Source organism: Bradyrhizobium centrolobii (assembly GCF_001641635.1).
GTDB lineage: Bacteria > Pseudomonadota > Alphaproteobacteria > Rhizobiales > Xanthobacteraceae > Bradyrhizobium > Bradyrhizobium centrolobii.
In genome coordinates this window covers 160,783-179,897 of sequence record NZ_LUUB01000078.1, presented here as the reverse complement: position 1 = coordinate 179,897, position 19,115 = coordinate 160,783, and the positions used below count along the sequence as shown (strand labels likewise).

General features: G+C 65.7%; 21 protein-coding genes and 1 pseudogene. 19 read left to right on the top strand and 3 right to left on the bottom strand.

The genetic code is table 11. From position 1 onward, the window contains the following. Positions 1 to 9 precede the first annotated feature (9 nt). The 9 genes from AYJ54_RS25630 to adhP all read left to right on the top strand — a co-directional run bounded on the left by AYJ54_RS25630 (position 10) and on the right by adhP (position 8,123). Positions 10 to 816, top strand: a complete 807-nt coding sequence (locus tag AYJ54_RS25630; protein ID WP_063703153.1) for an FAD binding domain-containing protein — start codon at positions 10 to 12, stop codon at positions 814 to 816. A gap of 62 nt (positions 817 to 878) precedes the next feature. Continuing rightward, positions 879 to 1,787, top strand: coding sequence for an AAA family ATPase (locus tag AYJ54_RS25625; protein ID WP_063703151.1), 909 nt, complete (start codon positions 879 to 881; stop codon positions 1,785 to 1,787). 210 nt (positions 1,788 to 1,997) lie between these two features. Continuing rightward, entirely contained in the window at positions 1,998 to 3,200 is a 1,203-nt protein-coding gene (locus AYJ54_RS25620; protein WP_063703148.1) for a vWA domain-containing protein, read from the top strand. Between the two features lie 10 nt (positions 3,201 to 3,210). Next, on the top strand, positions 3,211 to 3,534 hold the full coding sequence (locus AYJ54_RS25615; RefSeq protein WP_008564652.1) for an XdhC family protein: 324 nt from the start codon (positions 3,211 to 3,213) through the stop codon (positions 3,532 to 3,534). A gap of 2 nt (positions 3,535 to 3,536) precedes the next feature. Next, on the top strand, positions 3,537 to 4,238 hold the full coding sequence (locus tag AYJ54_RS25610) for an XdhC family protein (RefSeq protein ID WP_063703146.1): 702 nt from the start codon (positions 3,537 to 3,539) through the stop codon (positions 4,236 to 4,238). Then, positions 4,235 to 5,839 (top strand): NTP transferase domain-containing protein, encoded by a 1,605-nt coding sequence (locus AYJ54_RS25605; RefSeq protein ID WP_063703144.1) that lies wholly within the window; start codon positions 4,235 to 4,237, stop codon positions 5,837 to 5,839. Before AYJ54_RS25610 ends, AYJ54_RS25605 begins: the two co-directional genes overlap by 4 nt. A gap of 201 nt (positions 5,840 to 6,040) precedes the next feature. Continuing rightward, positions 6,041 to 6,430: a DUF4189 domain-containing protein gene (locus AYJ54_RS25600; RefSeq protein ID WP_063703142.1), complete on the top strand. Its 390-nt coding sequence runs from the start codon at positions 6,041 to 6,043 to the stop codon at positions 6,428 to 6,430. Between the two features lie 117 nt (positions 6,431 to 6,547). Beyond that, positions 6,548 to 6,958 (top strand): DUF2000 family protein, encoded by a 411-nt coding sequence (locus tag AYJ54_RS25595; RefSeq protein ID WP_063703141.1) that lies wholly within the window; start codon positions 6,548 to 6,550, stop codon positions 6,956 to 6,958. Positions 6,959 to 7,097: 139 nt separating this feature from the next. Next, positions 7,098 to 8,123, top strand: a complete 1,026-nt coding sequence (gene adhP, locus AYJ54_RS25590; RefSeq protein ID WP_063703139.1) for an alcohol dehydrogenase AdhP — start codon at positions 7,098 to 7,100, stop codon at positions 8,121 to 8,123. Between the two features lie 220 nt (positions 8,124 to 8,343). On the opposite strand, the gene AYJ54_RS25585 is transcribed toward adhP, so the two are convergent. Genes AYJ54_RS25585 through AYJ54_RS25575 form a run of 3 tightly spaced genes read right to left on the bottom strand, consistent with a single transcriptional unit; the run spans position 8,344 to position 9,566 of the window. Then, positions 8,344 to 8,757 carry a GFA family protein gene (locus tag AYJ54_RS25585; protein ID WP_063703138.1) on the bottom strand — a complete coding sequence of 138 codons (414 nt, stop codon included), beginning with the start codon at positions 8,755 to 8,757 and terminating at the stop codon, positions 8,344 to 8,346. Between the two features lie 15 nt (positions 8,758 to 8,772). Beyond that, positions 8,773 to 9,234 (bottom strand): SRPBCC family protein, encoded by a 462-nt coding sequence (locus AYJ54_RS25580; protein ID WP_063703136.1) that lies wholly within the window; start codon positions 9,232 to 9,234, stop codon positions 8,773 to 8,775. Continuing rightward, a complete protein-coding gene (locus AYJ54_RS25575; RefSeq protein WP_063703135.1) occupies positions 9,231 to 9,566 on the bottom strand; it encodes an ArsR/SmtB family transcription factor in 336 nt (111 codons plus the stop codon). Before AYJ54_RS25575 ends, AYJ54_RS25580 begins: the two co-directional genes overlap by 4 nt. A 110-nt stretch (positions 9,567 to 9,676) precedes the next feature. Between AYJ54_RS25575 and AYJ54_RS25570 the strand changes: the two genes are divergently transcribed. From AYJ54_RS25570 to AYJ54_RS25525, 10 genes and pseudogenes are all read left to right on the top strand, one after another. Next, a complete protein-coding gene (locus AYJ54_RS25570; protein WP_136623926.1) occupies positions 9,677 to 10,375 on the top strand; it encodes a TetR/AcrR family transcriptional regulator in 699 nt (232 codons plus the stop codon). Continuing rightward, a complete protein-coding gene (locus AYJ54_RS25565) occupies positions 10,372 to 11,160 on the top strand; it encodes an HlyD family secretion protein (protein WP_063703133.1) in 789 nt (262 codons plus the stop codon). The genes AYJ54_RS25570 and AYJ54_RS25565 overlap by 4 nt, the downstream gene beginning before the upstream one ends. After that, the gene (locus tag AYJ54_RS25560) at positions 11,157 to 12,095 is read left to right on the top strand and encodes an ABC transporter ATP-binding protein (protein WP_063703132.1); all 939 of its coding nucleotides are present in this window, start codon (positions 11,157 to 11,159) and stop codon (positions 12,093 to 12,095) included. The genes AYJ54_RS25565 and AYJ54_RS25560 overlap by 4 nt, the downstream gene beginning before the upstream one ends. Then, positions 12,092 to 13,255, top strand: a complete 1,164-nt coding sequence (locus AYJ54_RS25555) for an ABC transporter permease (protein WP_063703131.1) — start codon at positions 12,092 to 12,094, stop codon at positions 13,253 to 13,255. Before AYJ54_RS25560 ends, AYJ54_RS25555 begins: the two co-directional genes overlap by 4 nt. A gap of 106 nt (positions 13,256 to 13,361) precedes the next feature. Beyond that, positions 13,362 to 14,668 (top strand): annotated as a pseudogene (locus AYJ54_RS25550) (adenylate/guanylate cyclase domain-containing protein). A gap of 132 nt (positions 14,669 to 14,800) precedes the next feature. Beyond that, positions 14,801 to 15,001: a hypothetical protein gene (locus tag AYJ54_RS25545; RefSeq protein ID WP_063703130.1), complete on the top strand. Its 201-nt coding sequence runs from the start codon at positions 14,801 to 14,803 to the stop codon at positions 14,999 to 15,001. 112 nt (positions 15,002 to 15,113) lie between these two features. Then, complete coding sequence (locus AYJ54_RS25540) at positions 15,114 to 15,845, top strand: GntR family transcriptional regulator (RefSeq protein ID WP_063703128.1); 732 nt, start codon at positions 15,114 to 15,116, stop codon at positions 15,843 to 15,845. 49 nt (positions 15,846 to 15,894) lie between these two features. After that, positions 15,895 to 17,136: an MFS transporter gene (locus AYJ54_RS25535; protein ID WP_063703127.1), complete on the top strand. Its 1,242-nt coding sequence runs from the start codon at positions 15,895 to 15,897 to the stop codon at positions 17,134 to 17,136. 22 nt (positions 17,137 to 17,158) lie between these two features. Further along, a complete protein-coding gene (locus AYJ54_RS25530; RefSeq protein ID WP_063703126.1) occupies positions 17,159 to 18,058 on the top strand; it encodes an amidohydrolase family protein in 900 nt (299 codons plus the stop codon). 120 nt (positions 18,059 to 18,178) lie between these two features. Further along, positions 18,179 to 19,093: a PhzF family phenazine biosynthesis protein gene (locus tag AYJ54_RS25525; RefSeq protein ID WP_063703384.1), complete on the top strand. Its 915-nt coding sequence runs from the start codon at positions 18,179 to 18,181 to the stop codon at positions 19,091 to 19,093. Positions 19,094 to 19,115 lie beyond the last annotated feature (22 nt).

The window sequence follows — 19,115 nt, the reverse complement described above, 5'->3', positions numbered from 1 at the left end:
GACATTCAGATGTACGAATTCAAATATCATCGTCCCGGCACCGTGCGGCAGGCGGCCAATCTCCTGGTGAAGAACGAAGACGCCAAGTTGATCGCCGGCGGCCACACCCTGATTCCCGTCATGAAGCAGCGGCTCGCGAGCCCGCCGCATCTGGTCGATCTTTCCCACATCGAGGGGCTCGACACGATCGAGATGAAGGGCCGCTCGCTTGTGATCGGCGCCACCGCCAAGCATGCCGACGTCGCGAGCTCCCCCATTGTCGGCGAGGCGATCCCGGCGCTTGCGAGCCTTGCCGGCGGAATCGGCGATCCGGCCGTGCGACACAAGGGCACGATCGGCGGCTCGCTCGCCAACAACGACCCGACCGCGGACTATCCGGCCGCGGTGCTCGCGCTCGGCGCGACCATCGTCACCAACAAGCGCCGCCTCAAGGCGGAAGAGTATTTCCAGGGCCTGTTCTCGACCGCGCTGGAAGCCGACGAGATCATCACAAAGGTGATGTTCCCGGTGCCGAAGAAGGCGGCCTACGTCAAATTCCGCAACCAGGCCTCGCGCTATGCGTTGGTGGGCGTGTTCGTCGCCCGCCGTCCGTCGGACGTGCGGGTCGCCGTGACCGGCGCAGGCTCCGAAGGCGTGTTCCGCGTCACCGCGTTCGAGGAGGCCCTGAAGAAGCGCTTCTCCTCGAAGGTGCTGGACGGCATCGACGTGCCGGCGGAAGGCCTGAACAGCGACATCCACGGCAGCGCCGAATACCGCGCGCATCTCATCGGGGTGCTGACGCGGCGCGCCGTCGACGCCGCCAACGCCAAGGAGTGAGGCTTCCTCACTCCTCGGCCCAAACTTGTCCCCGGTGAGGGCATAGCGAGACTGGCTCTTTCATGACTTCAGCGGCCCTGCCGGCATCGGTCGATGCGATGCTCGAACTTCTGACTTCGCGCGGTTACCTCGCGGAGCGGTCGCTCGCCACCGTGACCTATCTCTCGCTGCGCCTCGGCCGGCCGCTGTTCCTCGAAGGCGAGGCTGGCGTCGGCAAGACCGAGATCGCAAAAGTGCTGTCGGCGGCACTGGGGCGGAAGCTGATCCGCCTGCAATGCTATGAAGGCCTCGACGTATCGTCGGCGGTCTACGAGTGGAACAGCGCCGCGCAGATGATCGCGATCCGGATGGCGGAAGCCGCCGGTGACACCGATCGCGAGCAGCTCTCTTCCGACATCTTCGCCGACCGCTATCTGATCAAGCGGCCGCTGCTCCAGGCTCTGGAGCCCGATGTCGCCGGCCCACCGGTGCTGCTGATCGATGAGCTCGACCGCGCCGACGAGGCGTTCGAGGCTTACCTGCTCGAAATCCTCAGCGACTTCCAGGTGACGATCCCCGAATTCGGCACCGTGAAGGCGCCGTATCCGCCGATCGTCATCATCACCTCCAACCGCACCCGCGAGATCCACGACGCGCTGAAGCGGCGCTGTCTCTATCACTGGGTCGATTACCCTGCTGCCGAGCGCGAGCTCGCGATCGTCAAGACCCGCGTGCCCGGCATCTCCGCCAAACTGTCGCAGCAGGTCGTGCGCTTCGTCCAGGCGCTGCGCAACCAGGATTTCTACAAGTCGCCGGGCGTCGCCGAGACCATCGACTGGGCCACCGCTTTGTCCGAGCTCGACGCCCGCTCGCTGACCCCGCAGGTGGTCGGCGACACGCTGGGCGCGCTGCTCAAGTACCAGGATGACATCGTGCGGATGCAGGGCGACACCCTGCAGAAGGTGCTGAAGGACGCGACGAGCGAGAATTGATTGTCCGTCATTCCGGGGCGATGCGAAGCATCGAACCCGGAATCTCGCGCCACTGGGAGCTCGTCATTCCGGGGCGCGACGAAGTCGCGAGCCCGGAATCTATCGGGCCACAGGGACTGCGGATGAGTGGATTCCGGGCTCGCCGCTCCGGGTCGCGCTTCACGCGATCCCGTCGCGGCGCCCCGGAATGACGAGTGAGAGTGCTGAGCGATGGCCATCAACCACCTTGCGCCTGAGAAGACCGAGCAGTTCGCCGACAACATCGTCGGCTTCGCCCGCGCGCTGCGCGCGGCGGGCATGCCGGTCGGGCCGGGGGCGGTGATCGACGCCGTGAACGCGCTCCAGGTGATCGACATCGGCAGCCGCGCCGACGTCTTCACCACGCTGGAGGCGATCTTCGTCAAGCGCCACGAGCATGCGCTGATCTTCAAACAGGCCTTCAACCTGTTCTTCCGTGCCTCGGAAGAGTGGAAGCACATGCTGGATTCGGTGCCGCTGCCGGATCATGCGAAAAAGAAGCCGCCGCCGGCCTCGCGCCGGGTGCAGGAAGCGTTATCGCAGCCGCACATGACGGAGACGCCGCAGCACCAGGAGCAGGATCTGCGCCTGTCGGTCTCCGACAAGGAAATCCTTCAGAAGAAGGATTTTGCGCAGATGAGCGCGGCGGAGATCACCGAGGCGCTACGTGCCATCGAGAAGATGCGGCTGCCGCAGGCCGAGCTCTTGACGCGCCGGCAGCGGCCGGATCCGCGGGGCTTGCGCCTCGACCTGCGTCGCACGCTGCGCGCATCTTTACGCACCGGCGGCGATATCATCGACCTCCACCACCTCGGGCGGATCGAGAAGCCTGCGCCGATCGTGGCGCTGCTCGATATCTCGGGCTCGATGAGCGAATACACCCGCCTGTTCCTGCATTTCCTCCATGCCATCACCGACGCGCGCAAGCGCGTCTCGGTGTTCCTGTTCGGCACCCGCCTCACCAACGTCACCCGCGCGCTGCGCCAGCGCGATCCCGATGAGGCGCTGGCGAGCTGCTCGGCCGCGGTCGAGGATTGGGCCGGCGGCACCCGGATCGCGACCTCGCTGCACAACTTCAACAAATTGTGGGCGCGGCGCGTGCTGAGCCAGGGCGCCGTCGTGCTCCTGATCTCGGACGGGCTGGAGCGGGAGGCCGATTCCAAACTCGCCTTCGAGATGGACCGGCTGCACCGCTCCTGCCGGCGGCTGATCTGGCTGAACCCACTGCTGCGGTTCGGCGGCTTCGAGGCCAAGGCGCAGGGCATCAAAATGATGCTCCCGCACGTTGACGAATTCCGCCCCGTGCATAATTTGAGTTCGATCCAGGAGCTGATCAAAACGCTCTCCCAGCCGCTGCCGCCGCATCACCGCAGCCTGATCCGCTCCGCAGCTTGAGAGGCCAACCATGCTCGATCGCGACGAGGATATCCTGAAGGCGGCGGAGGACTGGCAGAAGGCCGGCCGTGGCGTCGCGCTCGCCACCGTGGTGGAGACCTGGGGCTCGGCGCCGCGACCCGCGGGCTCGAGCCTCGTCATCAACGATGAAGGCACGTTTCTGGGCTCGGTCTCCGGCGGCTGCGTCGAGGGCGCCGTGGTCACCGAGGCCATGGACGTGATCGAGAGCGGCAAGCCGAAGATGCTGGAGTTCGGCGTGGCGGACGAGACCGCCTGGAATGTCGGACTGTCCTGCGGCGGCACCATCCGCGTCTTCGTCGAGAAGGTCGGCTAGCCGTGAAGCTCGAGATCCTCCACGAACTCAACGCCGAGCGCGCCGCGCGCCGGCCGGTGATCCTGGTGACGGACACCGAGAGCGGCGAGCAGCGCCTGGTGAAGGCGAAGGATTTTGCCACGGATCCGCTGCGTGCCGAGCTTGAAAAACAGCTTCGCATGGGCAGGAGCGCCAATGTCGAGGCCGGCGGCAAGAAGCTGTTCCTCAATGTCTACGCGCCGACCGCAAAGCTCGTCATCGTCGGCGCCGTTCATATCAGCCAGGCGCTCGCGCCGCTGGCGCGCTCGCTCGGCTACGACGTCACCGTGGTCGATCCGCGCACGGCGTTTGCGAGCCCCGAGCGCTTCCCTGACGTTCCGCTGGTCGCGGAGTGGCCGGACACGGCGCTGCCGCCGCTCAATGTCGATCCCTACACGGCGTTCGTCGCGGTGACGCACGATCCGAAGATCGACGATCCCGCGCTGCTGCACGCCTTCGAGCGCAATTGCTTCTACATCGGTGCGCTCGGCTCGCGGAAGACACACGCCAAGCGTGGCGACCGGTTGCGGGCGCAGGGCGCGAGGGAGAGCGACATCGCGCGCATCCATGCGCCCATCGGCCTTGCGATCGGCGCGGTGTCGCCGTCCGAGATCGCGGTCGCGATCATGGCTGAGATCACGGCGGTGCTCCGCCTGCCTCCAAAAGAAAAAGAAGAAGCGGCATGAAGTTCGGTCCGGCGAGCCCCAAGGATGCGATCGGCGGGGTGACCGTCCACACCCTGCGCCAGGGCCCGCTGGTGCTTAAGAAAGGCACGACGATTGGCCCTGCCGAGGTCGAGGCGCTGACGAGCGCCGGCATCAAGGACATCGTCGTGGTGCGCATGGAGGAGGGCGACGTCTCCGAGGACGTCGCGGCCGCCAGCATCGCGCTCGCCGTCGGCGGCGATGGCATTCACGTCGAGCGCGCCTTCACCGGCCGCGCGAATTTGTTCGCCGCGCGCCCTGGCGTGCTGGTGATCGACCGCGCCGCGGTCGACCGCATCAACAACATCGACGAGGCAATCACTTTTGCGACCCTCTCCGCCTTCAAGCCGGTGGTGGAGGGCGAGATGGTCGGTACCGTCAAGATCATCCCGTTTGGCGTCGAAGGAGGCTTGCGCGATGCCGCGGTGAATGCCGCCGGCAAGGACGTGCTGAAAGTCGCGCCCTACGTGATCAAGCGCGTCGGCGTGGTTTCGACGCTGCTGCCTGGCCTCTCCTCCAAGGTGGTCGACAAGACGCTGCGCGTCACCGCCGAGCGGCTCGCGCCGGCGGGCGCCAGCATCATCGCCGAACGGCGGGTCCAGCATGAGGAGCGGGCGCTGTCGGCTGCGATCAAGGAGCTGCTCGGGCTCGGCGCCGAGCTCGTGATCGTGTTCGGGGCGTCCGCGATCGCCGACCGCCGCGACGTGATCCCGGCCGCCGTCACGGGAATCGGCGGTGACATCGAGCATTTCGGCATGCCGGTCGATCCCGGCAACCTGCTTTTGATCGCGCGGGCTGGCGGCGTGCCGGTGCTGGGTGCGCCGGGCTGCGCGCGCTCGCCGGTCGAGAACGGTTTTGACTGGGTGCTGATGCGGCTGCTGGCCGGCATCAACGTGACGCGGTCCGAGCTGATGGGCATGGGTGTCGGCGGTCTGTTGATGGAGATCGTCACGCGGCCGCAGCCGCGCGCAAAACCGGAGACCGAGGGCAACAGCCAGGTCGCGGCCATCGTGCTCGCGGCGGGACGCTCGACCCGGATGGGCGGGCCGAACAAGCTGCTCGCCGAACTCGACGGCAAGAAGCTGGTGCGCCTCGCGACCGAGCAGGCCCTCGCCTCCAAGGCATCGGAGGTGATCGTCGTCACCGGCCATCAGGCCGAGCTGGTCGAGCAAGCGCTGAATGGTCTCAAGGTGAAGTTCGTCCGCAATCCGGATTTCGCCGGCGGCATCGCGAGCTCGGTCAAGGCCGGCATCGCGGCTGTGCCGGAGGCTTGCGACGGCGCCCTGGTCTGCCTCGGCGACATGCCGCTGATCGATGCGGGCCTGATCGACCGTCTCATCGACGGTTTCGCGCCGGACCGCGGCAATCTCATCGTCGTGCCTGTCAGCGAAGGCCGTCGCGGCAATCCCGTGCTGTGGTCGCGCCGCTTCTTCAGGGAGTTGATGACGCTCGACGGCGACATCGGCGCACGCCACCTGATCGCGAAGCATGCCGAGGCGGTCGCGGAAGTGCCCGTCGACGGCGAGAGCGCCTTCCTCGACATCGACACGCCGCAGGCGCTGGAAGCGGCAAGGCGCGGATAGCGGTGTGGTAGGGTGGGTTAGCCGAAGGCGTAACCCACCACTTTGCTCTCCGCGTCGCGAGAAGCGGTGGGTTGCTTCGCTAACCCACCCTACGAATCCGTATGCACTTCCTGACCGTCCGTTTTCAACCTCCCGTTCACCATCTGGAAACGACCGCCGCTTACAGTCGCCGCCACCTGCCTTGGGGGGAGGGGTTTTTCCATGGCTTCGAATGTCGTCGCGCGCCGTTGCGCGATGTTTTGCTTTGTCTTGTCGGTTGTTGTCACCGGCGCCCGCTACATCACAGAAGCCCACGCCGCCGGTGCGTTCGCAGTCGGCAAGTGCGGCGCCTACGGCCAGGCTTATGACTATGCCGCCGAGCACGAGGCGCGGGCGGCGGCGCAGAAGCAGTGCAAGGGTGAGTGCACGACGGTGACGATGAAGCGCGCCTGCGCCGCGATGTCGGTCGACCTCGCCAACCCCTGCGGCGCTTATGGCTATGCCGTGAAGCCGAAGATCTCCGCCTCGCTCAATGCCGCGACGCGCGAATGCTACAAGTACGGCGGCAAGGAATGCGTGATCCGCGCCTGGGCCTGCGACGCGAAGGGGTGATTCTCTCCTCCGTCATTCCGTGGGCGCGTAGCGCGAACCCGGAATCTCGTGCAACAATCTCCAGATTCCGGGTTCGCACCTGCGGTGCGCCGCGGAATGACGTCATTGGGGAAGCACATGCAGTTCGACACCAAGATCGCGGTCGTGATCCGGACCGATCTTCAGGCCTGGCAGAAGCTCAACGTCGCATCCTTTCTCACCAGCGGCATCGCGGCGGCGTTTCCCGCATGCATCGGCGAGCCGTATGAAGACGCCTCGGGAACGAAGTATCTGTCGCTGATCGGCCAGCCGATCCTGATCTATGGTGCCGACGGTCCCGCTTTGTCGCGTGCGCTCGATCGCGCGCTGTCGCGTGGCGTCACGCCGGCGGTCTACACCGAGGACATGTTCAAGACCACGCATGATGCCGCCAACCGCGAGGCGGTGAGGGCAGTGGGACGCTCCGAGCTCAATCTCGTCGGCATTGCCATGCGTGCCGAGCGCAAGGTGGTCGATAAAATTGTCGATGGATTGAAGTTCCATAGCTGACGTCGGCGCCGCGCGCGGCGCGTTGTCACTTGATTGTCAACGCGTCGCTTGCGCAAACATTGTGCTGCTTTGACTCCGATCAAGGACGCACCCTGCGTGGCCGTTAGTCTGCCTCCCGCACATCCAAAGGAGCAGACCGATGCCGACCATGAAAGCTGCCCTCGTCAAGCAATTTTGCAAGCCGCTGGTGATTGAGGATGTCCCGGTGCCGCAGCCCGGCCCCGGCGAGGTTCTGGTCAAGGTGAAGGCGTGCGGCGTCTGTCATACCGATCTGCACGCCGCATCCGGCGACTGGCCGGTGAAGCCGGTTCCACCCTTCATCCCCGGCCATGAGGCGGCCGGCATCGTCGCGGCACTCGGGCCCAGCGTGAAAAATCTGAAAGTCGGTGATGCCGTCGGCGTGGCCTGGCTGCACGATGCCTGTCTGCATTGCGAATACTGCGAGACCGGCTGGGAGACTCTGTGCGAGCATCAGCACAACACCGGCTACAGCGTGAACGGCGGCTTCGCCGAATATGTCATCGCCTCTGCCGCCTTCGCGGCAAAACTGCCGGCGACGATCGATTTCGCCTCGGTGGCGCCGATCCTTTGCGCCGGCGTCACCACCTATAAGGGATTGAAGGAGACGGACGCGCGCCCCGGCGAGTGGGTTGCGATCTCCGGCGTCGGCGGGCTCGGCCATGTCGCGGTCCAATATGCCAAGGCGATGGGGTTCAAGGTCGCGGCCGTCGACATCGCCGAGGATAAGCTTGCGCTCGCACGCACGACCGGCGCGGATCTCGCGGTCAACGCGCTCGCAGCCGATGCCGTGGATGAAGTGCTGGCGGCCACCGGCGGCGGAGCCCATGGCGTGCTGGTGACGGCGGTGTCGACCGCAGCGTTTGCGCAGGCGCTGAAGATGGTGCGCCGGAAGGGCACCATCAGCCTCGTCGGCCTGCCGCCGGGCGAATTCCCGACGCCGATCTTCGATGTCGTGCTCAAGCGCATCACGGTGCGCGGCTCGATTGTCGGCACCCGCCGGGATCTCGACGAAGCCATCGCGTTTGCCGCGGACGGCAAGGTCAAGGCCGAAGTGACCAAGGTGCCGCTCGCAGCGATCAACGACGTGTTCGACCGGATGAAGGCCGGCAAGATCGACGGCCGCATGGTGCTGGATTTTGCCTAGCGCGTCGTGAGGCGAGGTTTGAGCGTTGCCACGAAAGAGGTGCGCTCCCTCTCCCGCTTGCGGGGGAGGGTTGGGGGTGGGGGTGCTTCGGCAATCAACAATCTCGACGTGGAGAGAGCCCCCACCCGGCGCTTCGCGCCGACCTCCCCCGCAAGCGGGAGAGGTGAACCGAACTCCTGGGCAAGCTGCTCCACCAAAGACGTGCGCCAGACGCCGTGCCTCACGCCGGCGGCATGGTCTCGAACTTCGGCAGACCCGGATCGAGGTGATCCCAGCCATGCCCGCGCGCGGCGTAAGTGACCACCTGCGGCTTGTAGCGGGCGGGCTCGTCGAGGCTCGCGGCGCGGATGGTGAAGATGTCGGGCATCGCGGCGAAGGTCATGTAGACGGGCAAGCCGCACACGGAGCAGAACGCGCGGGTCTTCACGTTGCCGCTGTCAGCGACCATGTCCCATTGCTTGGCCTCACCTGTCACGGTGACGCCGGCGCGCGCGAAGGTGAGGTACGAGCCGTGACCGCTGCCGCTTTCCCGCTGGCAGTCCCGGCACTGGCAGTGATTGCTGAACAAAGGTTCGCCGGAAATCGAATAGCGGATCGCGCCGCAGGCGCAGCCGCCGGTATAGGGCTTGTCCATCGTGATATCTCCCACTCACTCTTCGCCGCTGATCTCGTCGAGCTGTCGGACCACCTTCGCCCAGCCGCTGCTCATGCTCTTGTAGGCGGTGTCGTTTCTGGGCGTGACGAAGCCCGAATGAACCAGGCGGATCCGAGTGCCGGCTTCGACCGGGGTGAGGGACCAGGTCACGACGGTGTCGAGCGGTGCGCCGTAGCCGGTGTTGCGCTCATCGCCGCCCTTCCAGGCGTATGCGAGGCGCCGGTTCGGCACGACCTCCAGAACCCGGCAATGAATGACGCCATCCCAGGCGCCGCCCGGGGTGGTTTGGAATGTGAAGGTGTTGCCTTCGATCGCCTCGAATCCGGTCGGCGGCATCAACCAGCGCCCGATCAACTGGGCGCTCGTCAGCGCCTTCCAGACCGTCTCGGTGGCGTGCGGGAAGACCTCGTCGATGACGATGTCCTGTGTCTCGGTTTTCAACTCGGCAGCACTCACGGATCGATCTCCTTCAACAGGGTACGCAGGTTTTGGAAGCGCTCGCGCCAGAAGACGCCGTAATGATCCATCCATTCGACCAGCGGCTCGAGCCCTTGGGGCGCGGCGCGGTAGTAGACGTTGCGGCCCTCGGCACGCTCGGCGACGAGGCCGGCCTGCTTGAGGGATTTCAGGTGCTGCGAGATCGCGCCCTGGGTCACACCGCTGCCGCGCGTCAGCTCAGCGACGCTGATCTCCTTGCTCTCGAAGACACGCTCGAACACGGCACGGCGAGTCGGATCGGCCAGCGCGCGCATGACGGTCGTAACGGGATTTTGGACGGCATCGATCATGGTCAATCAATTAGTTCAAGCTAATGAATTAGTCAAGGCTAATGCGTTTGTCGATTGAATCGTGATTCCGAGGATTTGACTTTGACTGACCAGTCAGTCATAATGTGAGCATGACAAAGAAGCCCACCACGAGCGCCTCGCCGAACGTCCGCACGACCGCAAAAGGCCCCGCGGCCGCGGCCGGCGGAGAGGTCACTGCAATCGCCTCGAACCGCGCCGCGCGCGCAGCGGAGCGCCGCGCAGCCATCGTGGAGGCGGCGCTGGAGGAATTCATCGCGCGCGGCTTCGCGGCGACGCGGCTCGACGACATCGCCAAGCGCGCGGGCGTCGCCAAGGGCACGATCTACCTGCACTTCAAGGACAAGGAATCGATGTTCGAGGAGCTGGTCCGCATCGTGATCGTCCCGGTGGTGGAGCGGCTCACGACGTTGCCGCCGCCGACCGGCTCGGTGCGCGAACGCGTCGAGGCCTTCGCCAGCAACTTCCTCAAGGAAGTCGCGAACACGAGGCGCGGCGATCTCGTGCGCCTGATCGTGGCGGAGGGGCCGCGCTTCCCGGCAGTGGCCGATTTCTACTATCGCGAGGTCGTCTCGCGCGGGATCGCCGGCATGCGCGCGCTGATCGAGCTCGGCATCGCCCGCGGCGAGATCCAGCAGAAGAACCTCGCGCGCTTCCCCCAGATCCTGGTCGCGCCGGCGATGATCGCGGTGATCTGGCAAAGCCTGTTCGCGCGGCACGCGCCGCTTGATGCGCAGGAGATGCTGCGCGTCCATCTCGATTTGATTTTTGGCGAACGGAGGACGACATGAGGTCGTCGCAAGCAATTTTCAGCTTTGCGTTGGTTATCGCGCTCGCAACCGGACTTGCCGGCTGCAACGACAAGCGTGATCCCGGATTCCAGGGCTGGGTCGAGGCCGACATGATTTATGTCAGCCCCGACGAGGCCGGCCGGGTGACGAAGCTCAACGTCCGCGAGGGCGACGAGGTCAAGGTCGGCGATCACCTTTATTCCGTCGACGACGATCTCCAGCTTGCCGATCTCAACCAGAACAAGGCGACGCTGGCGAACGCGCAGCAGACCTATGATCGCGCGGCCTCGCTCAGCAAGTCGGGTTCGGGCACGCAGGCCAATCTCGATTCCGCGGTCTCGGCCTTGCGCGTTGCGGAAGCACGCGTGGCCACCTCGGAGACGCGGATGGCGCGGCGCAGGGGGTTTGCGCCGGTCGCCGGCACGATCCAGCAGATCTATTTCCGCGAAGGTGAGATGGTCGCGGCGCAGCGGCCGGTGCTCTCGATCATGCCGCCCGGCAACATGAAGCTGCGCTTCTTCGTGCCGGAGACCGAGCTGCCGAAGCTCGCGATCGGTGACCAGGTCCGCGTGTCCTGCGACAATTGCGCGGCCGATCTCTCCGCGAAAATCTATTTCATCGCGACCTCGGCCGAATACACCCCGCCGGTGATCTATAGCCTCGATGAGCGCAACAAGCTCGTCTACCTGATCCAGGCGCGGCCCTCGCGTCCGGATGCCTTGCGCGTGGGCCAGCCGATCAGCGTCTATCTCAACCCCAAGACTCCGGTGGCGGACCAGCGATGAACGGCACAACCGGAAATGGCATCGCGATCGACGTCAAGGGCCTGACGAAATCGTTCGGCGGCCGCGAGGTCGTGCACGATCTGTCGATGCAGGTGAAGCGCGGCTCGATCTACGGCTTCCTGGGGCCGAACGGCTCGGGCAAGACGACGACCATCCGCATGCTTTGCGGCTTGCTCACACCGGACAGCGGCGAGGGTACTTGCCTCGGCTACGACATCCGCCGCGATGCTGAACGCATCAAGCGCCAGGTCGGCTACATGACCCAGCGCTTCAGTCTTTATCAGGATCTCTCGGTGCGCGAGAACCTGGAGTTCGTGGCGCGGCTCTACGGCCTGCGCGATGCCCGCGCCGCGGCGCGCGACATGATCAGCCGGCTCGGGCTTTCGGGCCGCGAGGAGCAGCTCGCGGGCGAGCTTTCCGGCGGCTGGAAGCAGCGGCTCGCGCTCGGGGCCTGCACCTTGCCCAATCCGCAACTCCTGCTGCTGGACGAGCCGACTGCCGGCGTCGACCCCAAGGCGCGGCGCGATTTCTGGAACGAGATTCATGCGCTCGCCGCCGATGGCCTCACCGTGCTGGTCTCCACCCACTACATGGACGAAGCCGAGCGCTGTCACGAGATTGCCTACATCGCCTATGGGCATCTGCTGGCCCATGGCACAGTCGACGAGGTGATCGCGAAATCCGCGCTGACCACCTACACCGTGACTGGCGAGGATCTGAACGGGCTTGCGGCCGAGCTCGCCGGCAAGCCGGGTATCGACATGGTGGCGCCGTTCGGCACCTCGCTGCATGTCTCGGGGCGCGATGTCGCGGCGCTGGAGGCAACCATCGCGCCGTGGCGCGAGAAAAGCGGCCTGCACTGGCAGAAATCGTCGCCTTCGCTGGAGGACGTGTTCATCGAACTGATGAGCCGGTCCAGGGACAATTTCCAATGAGCACTGTCGATCAGCCTTTCCCAACGCACGAAATCCGCGAGCGCTTCGGCTTCTGGAAGCGCTCCTATGCGATGCTGTTGAAGGAGTTCATCCAGCTCAGGCGCGATCGCGTGTCGTTCGCGATGATCATCATCATTCCGGTGATGCAGCTCCTGCTGTTCGGCTACGCCATCAACACCACGCCGCACAATCTGCCGAGCGCGGTGCTGATCCAGGAGGACAGCGATCTCGCCCGCTCGGTGCTGAAAGCGCTGGAGAACACGGCCTATTTCCGCTTCCTCTACGAGGTGCACGATGTCGACGATTTCGACAATCTCCTGAAATCCGGCAAGGTGCTGTTCGGCGTCGAGATCCCGCGCGGCTTCGAGCGCGCGGTGCGGCGCGGCGACAAGCCGGCGCTGCTGGTCGCAGCCGATGCGACCGATCCGGTTGCGGCCAGTGCCGCGCTCGGCTCGCTCGGCATGGTGGTGCAAACCGCGCTTAAGCACGATCTCTACATCGGCGCTCCCCCGGAGATGCCGTTCGAGATCCGAGCGCATGCGCGCTACAATCCGGCGGCGTCCTCGAGCCTCAACATTGTCCCGGGCCTCGTCGGCACCATCCTGACCATGACCATGCTGATCTTCACCGCGCTCTCGGTCACGCGCGAGGTCGAGCGCGGCACGATGGAGAGCCTGCTGTCGATGCCGATCAAGCCGGTGGAGGTGATGTTCGGCAAGATCATCCCCTACGTGCTGGTCGGCTTCGTCCAGGCCTTCCTCATCATCGGCATCGGCGTCGGCCTGTTCGGCGTGCCCGTGCTCGGCAATCTGGTCCTGCTGGCGCTGCTCTCGACGCTGTTCATCACCACCAACCTGTCCATCGGCTACACGATCTCGACGGTCGTGCAGAACCAGCTCCAGGCGATGCAGATGTCGATGATGTTCTTCCTGCCGAGCATCCTGCTGTCCGGCTTCATGTTCCCGTTCGCGGGCATGCCGGCCTGGGCGCAATATCTCGGCGAGGGCCTGCCGCTGACGCATTACCTGCGCATCGTCCGTGCCATCATGCTGAAGGGCGCGACCATGCAGAACCTGCGCTACGACGCGCTGGCGCTTGCCGTCCTGATGCTGATCGCCATGACCATCGCCGTGACGCGCTTCCGCCGCACGCTGGATTGAGGCAAGCTACCCTCGATGTCATTCCGGGGCACGCGCAGCGTGAACCCGGAATCTCGAGATTCCGGGTTCGCGACTTCGTCGCGCCCCGGAATGACCAGGGGGTGGAATGACCAGCTTTGCGAGCAGGAAAGCCCGGCAGCACGCCGTCCTGTCGGAGGAATTCGAGCGCGAACTGACGCGGGAAGTGCTGCGCACCGAACTGTTGCGGGTGAGGGCGCTGATCATGACCGGATGCGTCATGATGGTTTTCCTCACCGCGATCTCCTTGACTGCTCCTGTCGTCGTGGACCGGGTCTGGCGCGGGACCGGCGGGCTGGTCGAGGTCTATGGCCTTCTGATCGGCTTCATCCTGCTCGAGGTCTGGATCCATACCCAGATCCGGCGGAACCTCAGGCTCGGTCGCGATGTGCCGGCGGTCCGGCGCTATATCGGCGCGCTGATCGAGACGTCGCTGCCTACGGTGATCCTCCTTCTGCAGATCCGGACCATGGGCGCGAGCCAGGCGCTCGGCTTCGCCGAGCCGCTGATGTACTTCATCTTCATTATTCTCTCGACCCTGCGGCTCGATTTCTGGCTATCAACCTTCACCGGTTTCGTCGCGGCGGCCGGGCTGTTCGTCGTCGCGCTGATCTACGATTCGGCCAGCGGCATCGGCGAGCCCCAGACCTACTTTCACGCGGTGCGCAGCACCATCATCCTGATCTGCGGCGTGCTCGCAGGCTCTGTCGGCGCGCAGTTGCGGCGGCAATTTGCCGCGAGCATCGCGGCGGCCACCGCACGCGATCGCGTGACCAACCTGTTCGGCCAGCACGTCTCCCCGCAGGTGGTGGAGCGGCTGATGGCGGAGGGGACGAGCGCTGCCGGCGACGTCCGCCGCGTCGCGGTGATGTCGTCGATTTCCGCGGCTTCACTGCCGGCGCGCAGTCGCGCTCGCCGCAGGAGGTCGTCGACCGGCTCGACGGCGCGTTCGCGGTGCTGGTCGAGATTCTCGACCGCCAGGGCGGGATCGTGAACAAGTTTCTCGGTGACGGCTTCCTGGCGCTGTTCGGCGCGCCCCTGGAGGCCTCCGACGCCGCGCATCGCGCGGTCGCCGCAGGCCGCGAGATGCTGACCGCGATGGACCGCATCAACGCGCAGACGAGCTGGCCGCTCAGGATCGGCATCGGCATCCATTTGGGCGAGGTCATCGCCGGCAATATCGGCTCGCCCCGGCGCAAGGAATACACGGTGATCGGTGACACCGTGAATTTCGCCTCGCGACTGGAGGCCCTGAACAAGGAGTTCGGCTCGCAGCTGCTGATCTCGGCGTCCGTGCGCGAAGCGCTCGGTGACGACGGCGACGATGCGGTGGCGCTCGGCAAGGTCACGGTGCGCGGCTATGAGCAGCCGGTGGCGGTGTTTCAACTGGGGTAGGTGCCTTCAACGGCCTCAGATGCAGCTCGCGTTTCGTTGATGGCGCGTGATGAAATTTCTCGCCGAGCTTTCCGCTCTTGCACTCTGGAAGTCGAAACGTCTCGCCTTCCGTTTGTCACGCGGAGAAAGCCAATGACCCGATTGACCTTTGTCTCGGCCGCCCTGATTGCCGCAGCCGTCTATCAAGTTCAGACCGCAGCCGCCCGCGACGTCGCCGCCGCGCGGCGCGCCACGCCCCACGCGACTGCGGATTGCGTGAGGGCTCCAGCAGTGGGCGCGTTTGCCTCTGCACCCTACAAGGAGCCGCCCTGCATGCCGAAGACGACGAACTGACGATCGAGACAGACGAGGTCGGGTTGGCGAGGTCCGCCGGCCCGACTTCGCGTCGGGTGCGGTATCAATGTAGTGCTTGACTCGCCTCTCATCTAGTCATCTATATGACTAGATGAATTCGGCGCCTCTCGACGACCGCCTGCCACGCTACCAGCGCTTGCGCGACGATCTCGCCGCGCGGATCAACCGCAATGAGTGGCGGCCGGGCGAGCCGATCCCGTCGGAAGCCGAGCTTGGCGCCCATTACGGCGTTGCGATCGGCACGGTGCGCAAGGCGATCGACCAGCTCGTCAGCGACGCCGTGCTTGAGCGCCAGCAGGGCCGCGGCACTTTCGTGCGGCGCGCGCGCTTCAACTCCTCGCTGTTCCGCTTCTTCCGTTTCCAGTCCGAGAGCGGCGAGCGGCGCGTGCCGAAGAGCCGCATTCTCCGTCGCAAGAGCGTGCCGGCAACATCGGCGGTCGCATCCGCGCTGCGCGTTCCCGTCGGCGAGCCCGTGATCAGCCTGTCGCGCCTGCGCCTGATCGACGACGTGCCGCTGCTTGCCGAGGAGATCTGGCTGCAGCAGTCGCGCTTCGCGCCGATCCTTCAGATCGACACCTCCGAGTTCGGCGACCTGCTTTACCCGCTCTACGAGGAGCGTTGCGGCGAGGTGGTGGTCTCGGCCGAGGAAATTTTGACGGTCGAGACGGCCAACGAGATGCAGGCGCGGCTGTTGCGGCTGGAGGCCCACGCGCCGCTGATCGTCATCGAGCGTCTCGCGCTCGATCTGGAGCGACGACCGATCGAATGGCGGCGGTCGCGCGGACCGGCCGACCGCTTCCGCTACCACGCCGAGATCCGGTGAGCGCGGTCTTCAACGACATCAAGCAATAACGAGTACAGGGGTAGGAAGAATGTCGAACTGGTACAGCGAAAGCTCGCCGCTTGAGCGGCGCACGTTCTGGGCAAGCTTTGGCGGCTGGGCTCTGGATGCGCTCGACGTCCAGATGTTCGGCCTCGCCATCCCCGCGCTGATCGCGGCCTTCGGCATCAGCAAGGCCGATGCCGGCCTGCTCGGCTCGGTCACCCTGTTCTTCGGCGCGTTCGGCGGCTGGCTCGGTGGTGCGCTCGGCGATCGCTTCGGCCGCGTCAGGGCGCTCCAGATCACAGTCGCGACCTTTGCGCTGGCGACCTTCGCCTGCGCGTTCGCGATGAGCTTCACTCAGCTTCTGGTGCTCAAGGCGATCCAGGGCCTCGGCTTTGGTGCCGAATGGGCCTGCGGCGCGGTGCTGATGGCCGAGATCATCCGTCCCGAGCATCGCGGCAAGGCGCTCGGCTCGGTCCAGAGCGCCTGGGCGGTGGGTTGGGGCGCGGCCGTACTGCTGTCGGCGCTGGTCTTCACCTATGCGCCCGCCGATATCGCCTGGCGGCTGCTGTTCGCGCTGGGGCTGTTGCCCGCGCTCCTCATCATCTTCATCCGCCGCGGACTGAAGGAGCCGGCACGCGCCGTTGCGAGCGAGAAGACGCCGTTCTTCGCGACGCTGTCCGGCATCTTTCATCGCGACGTGCTGCGCTCGACCTTGATCGGCGGTCTGTTCGGCATCGGCGCGCATGGCGGCTACGCGGCGCTGACCACCTTCCTGCCGACTTACCTGCGCGAGGTGCGGCACCTCTCGGTGCTGGGCTCCAGCGGCTATCTCGCCGTCATCATCGTCGCCTTCTTCTGCGGCTGCGTGGCGAGCGGCATCGTCAGCGACCGCATCGGCCGCAGGGCCAACGTCGCGTTCTTCGCCAGCGCCTGCATCGCCACCGTGCTGGTCTATATCTTCGCGCCGCTGACGAATGGCGAGATGCTGGTGCTCGGCTTTCCCCTTGGCTTCTTCTCCGCCGGCATTCCCGCCAGCATGGCGGCACTGTTCAGCGAGCTCTATCCCGCGGGCGTGCGCGGCACCGGCGTCGGCTTCTGCTACAATTTCGGCCGCGTGGTCTCCGCGGCGTTTCCCTTCCTGGTCGGCTTCCTCAGCGATCACATCGGCCTCGGGCCGGCGATCGGCATCGATGCGGCATTCGCCTATTCGCTGGTGCTGATCGCGGTGCTGCTCCTGCCCGAAACCCGCGGCAAGGTCTTTGAGCAGGCCGCCGCGACGCGCGCCTGAGACAGGATGGGACGCAATGACCATGACATTTTGTCGAAGTGGCCTGACACGCCGCCAGTTTGGCGCGGGCGTCGCGCTCCTCGTGTCGGCTGCGACGAGTGCGGGCAGAGCGATGAGTGAGACAGCCTTGCCGACGATCGATACCCATGCCCACGTCTTCCATCGCGGGCTCAAACTCGCACCGGGCCGGCGCTATGCGCCGGACTACGACGCGCCGCTCGCTCTCTACCTGGAGCAGCTCGACCGCAACGGCATGACCAACGGCGTGCTGGTGCAGCCGAGCTTTCTCGGCATCGACAATTCTTATCTGGTCGAGAGCCTGAAGGCGGCAGCGGGCCGCCTGCGCGGCATCGCCGTTGTCGATCCCGCGGTGTCCGCCGACGAACTGCGCGCGCTCGACCGCGCCGGCGTGATCGGCATTCGCCTCAACCTCGTCGGCCAGCCTTTGCCCGATCTCGGCGCGGCCGAATGGAAGGCGCTGCTGGCGGAAGTGAAGTCAATGGGCTGGCAGGTCGAGGTCCAGCGCAACGCGTCCGATCTCGCGATGCTCGCACCGAAACTCCTCGATCACGGCGTCACCGTCGTGCTCGATCACTACGCGCTGCCCGATCCTAAGCTCGGCGTCGCCGATCCCGGCTTTCAATCGGTGCTGAAGCTGGGCACGACGCGGAACGTCTGGGTCAAGGTGTCGGCGCCGTACCGCAACGGTACTGCGGGCGAGAGCTTTGCCAAGGCTGCCTATCCGCTGCTGCGCGAGGCCTATGGTGTCGAGCGCCTGCTGTGGGGCAGCGACTGGCCACACACGCAATTCGAGGCCACGCAGGCTTACGAGAAGAACCGGCAGTTTCTCGACGAGCTGATCCCTGACGGAAGCGAGTGCGCGCAGCTGCTTGCCTCTCCGCGACCGCTTTTCCGCTTCTGACGCGCCAATCGCGATTGCTCCGAATGCTCCGAATTTTGGGGCATGACGGACGATATCGCCGGCTTGTAGACTGCCGGCGATGCGGCCGGTCGCGGCTGCGACTTGCATGAGGAAGTGAAGATGCAGCGCCGCTACATCACCGTCGACGTGTTCACCGACCGCGCCTTCGGCGGCAATCAGCTTGCAGTGGTGCTCGACGCCGGCGGGCTTTCGACCACGCAGATGCAGGCGATCGCAACCGAGTTCAATTATTCCGAGACGACCTTCGTGCTGCCGCCGCGTGACAAGGCCAACGATGCCGAAGTGCGCATCTTCACGCCGGTCAGGGAGATTCCCTTTGCGGGACATCCCAATGTCGGTACCTCCTTCGTGCTGGCCGGCCTCGCGAAGGAGCCGAAGCCGCGCCTGCTGTTCGAGGAGAAGGCGGGGTTGGTCGCGGTTGATATCAGGCGAGAGCAGGGCCGGGTGGCGAGCACCGAACTCACCGCGCCGCAGCCGCTGTCGCGCTTCGCGCAGGTTTCGGCCGAGGACGTCGCGGCCTGCATCTCATTGACCGCGAATGACATCAAGACTGATCGCCATGCGCCGCAGGTCGTCGGCGTTGGAACGCCGTTTCTCGTGGCGGAGCTGCATTCGCGCGATGCGCTCAAACGGGCCAGGCCCGACGCGGCGGCCTTCGGCAAGGTATTGCCGCGCGACGGTGCCTTCTCGGTGTGGTTCTACACGCAGGATGTCCCCGCGGCGGAGGCGCATTGCGAGCGGCAGGCGCGCATGTTCATGCGCGGCGCCAGCGGTCTCGTCGAGGACCCCGCCACGGGCAGTGCCACGGTTGCCGCCGCCGCGCTGTTCGCCGACCTCGATGCTACGCGCGACGGCGAATTGAAGCTCACGGTCGGCCAGGGCTTTGACATGGGCCGCCCGAGCATCCTCTTGACGCGCGTGCGCAAGCAGGACGGCAAGATCGTCTCCGCCCATGTCGGCGGGAGCTGCGTGCAGATGATGGAGGGGACGTTCCGCCTGGCGGGGGAGGGCTAAACTCTCTCAGCTCGTCATTCCG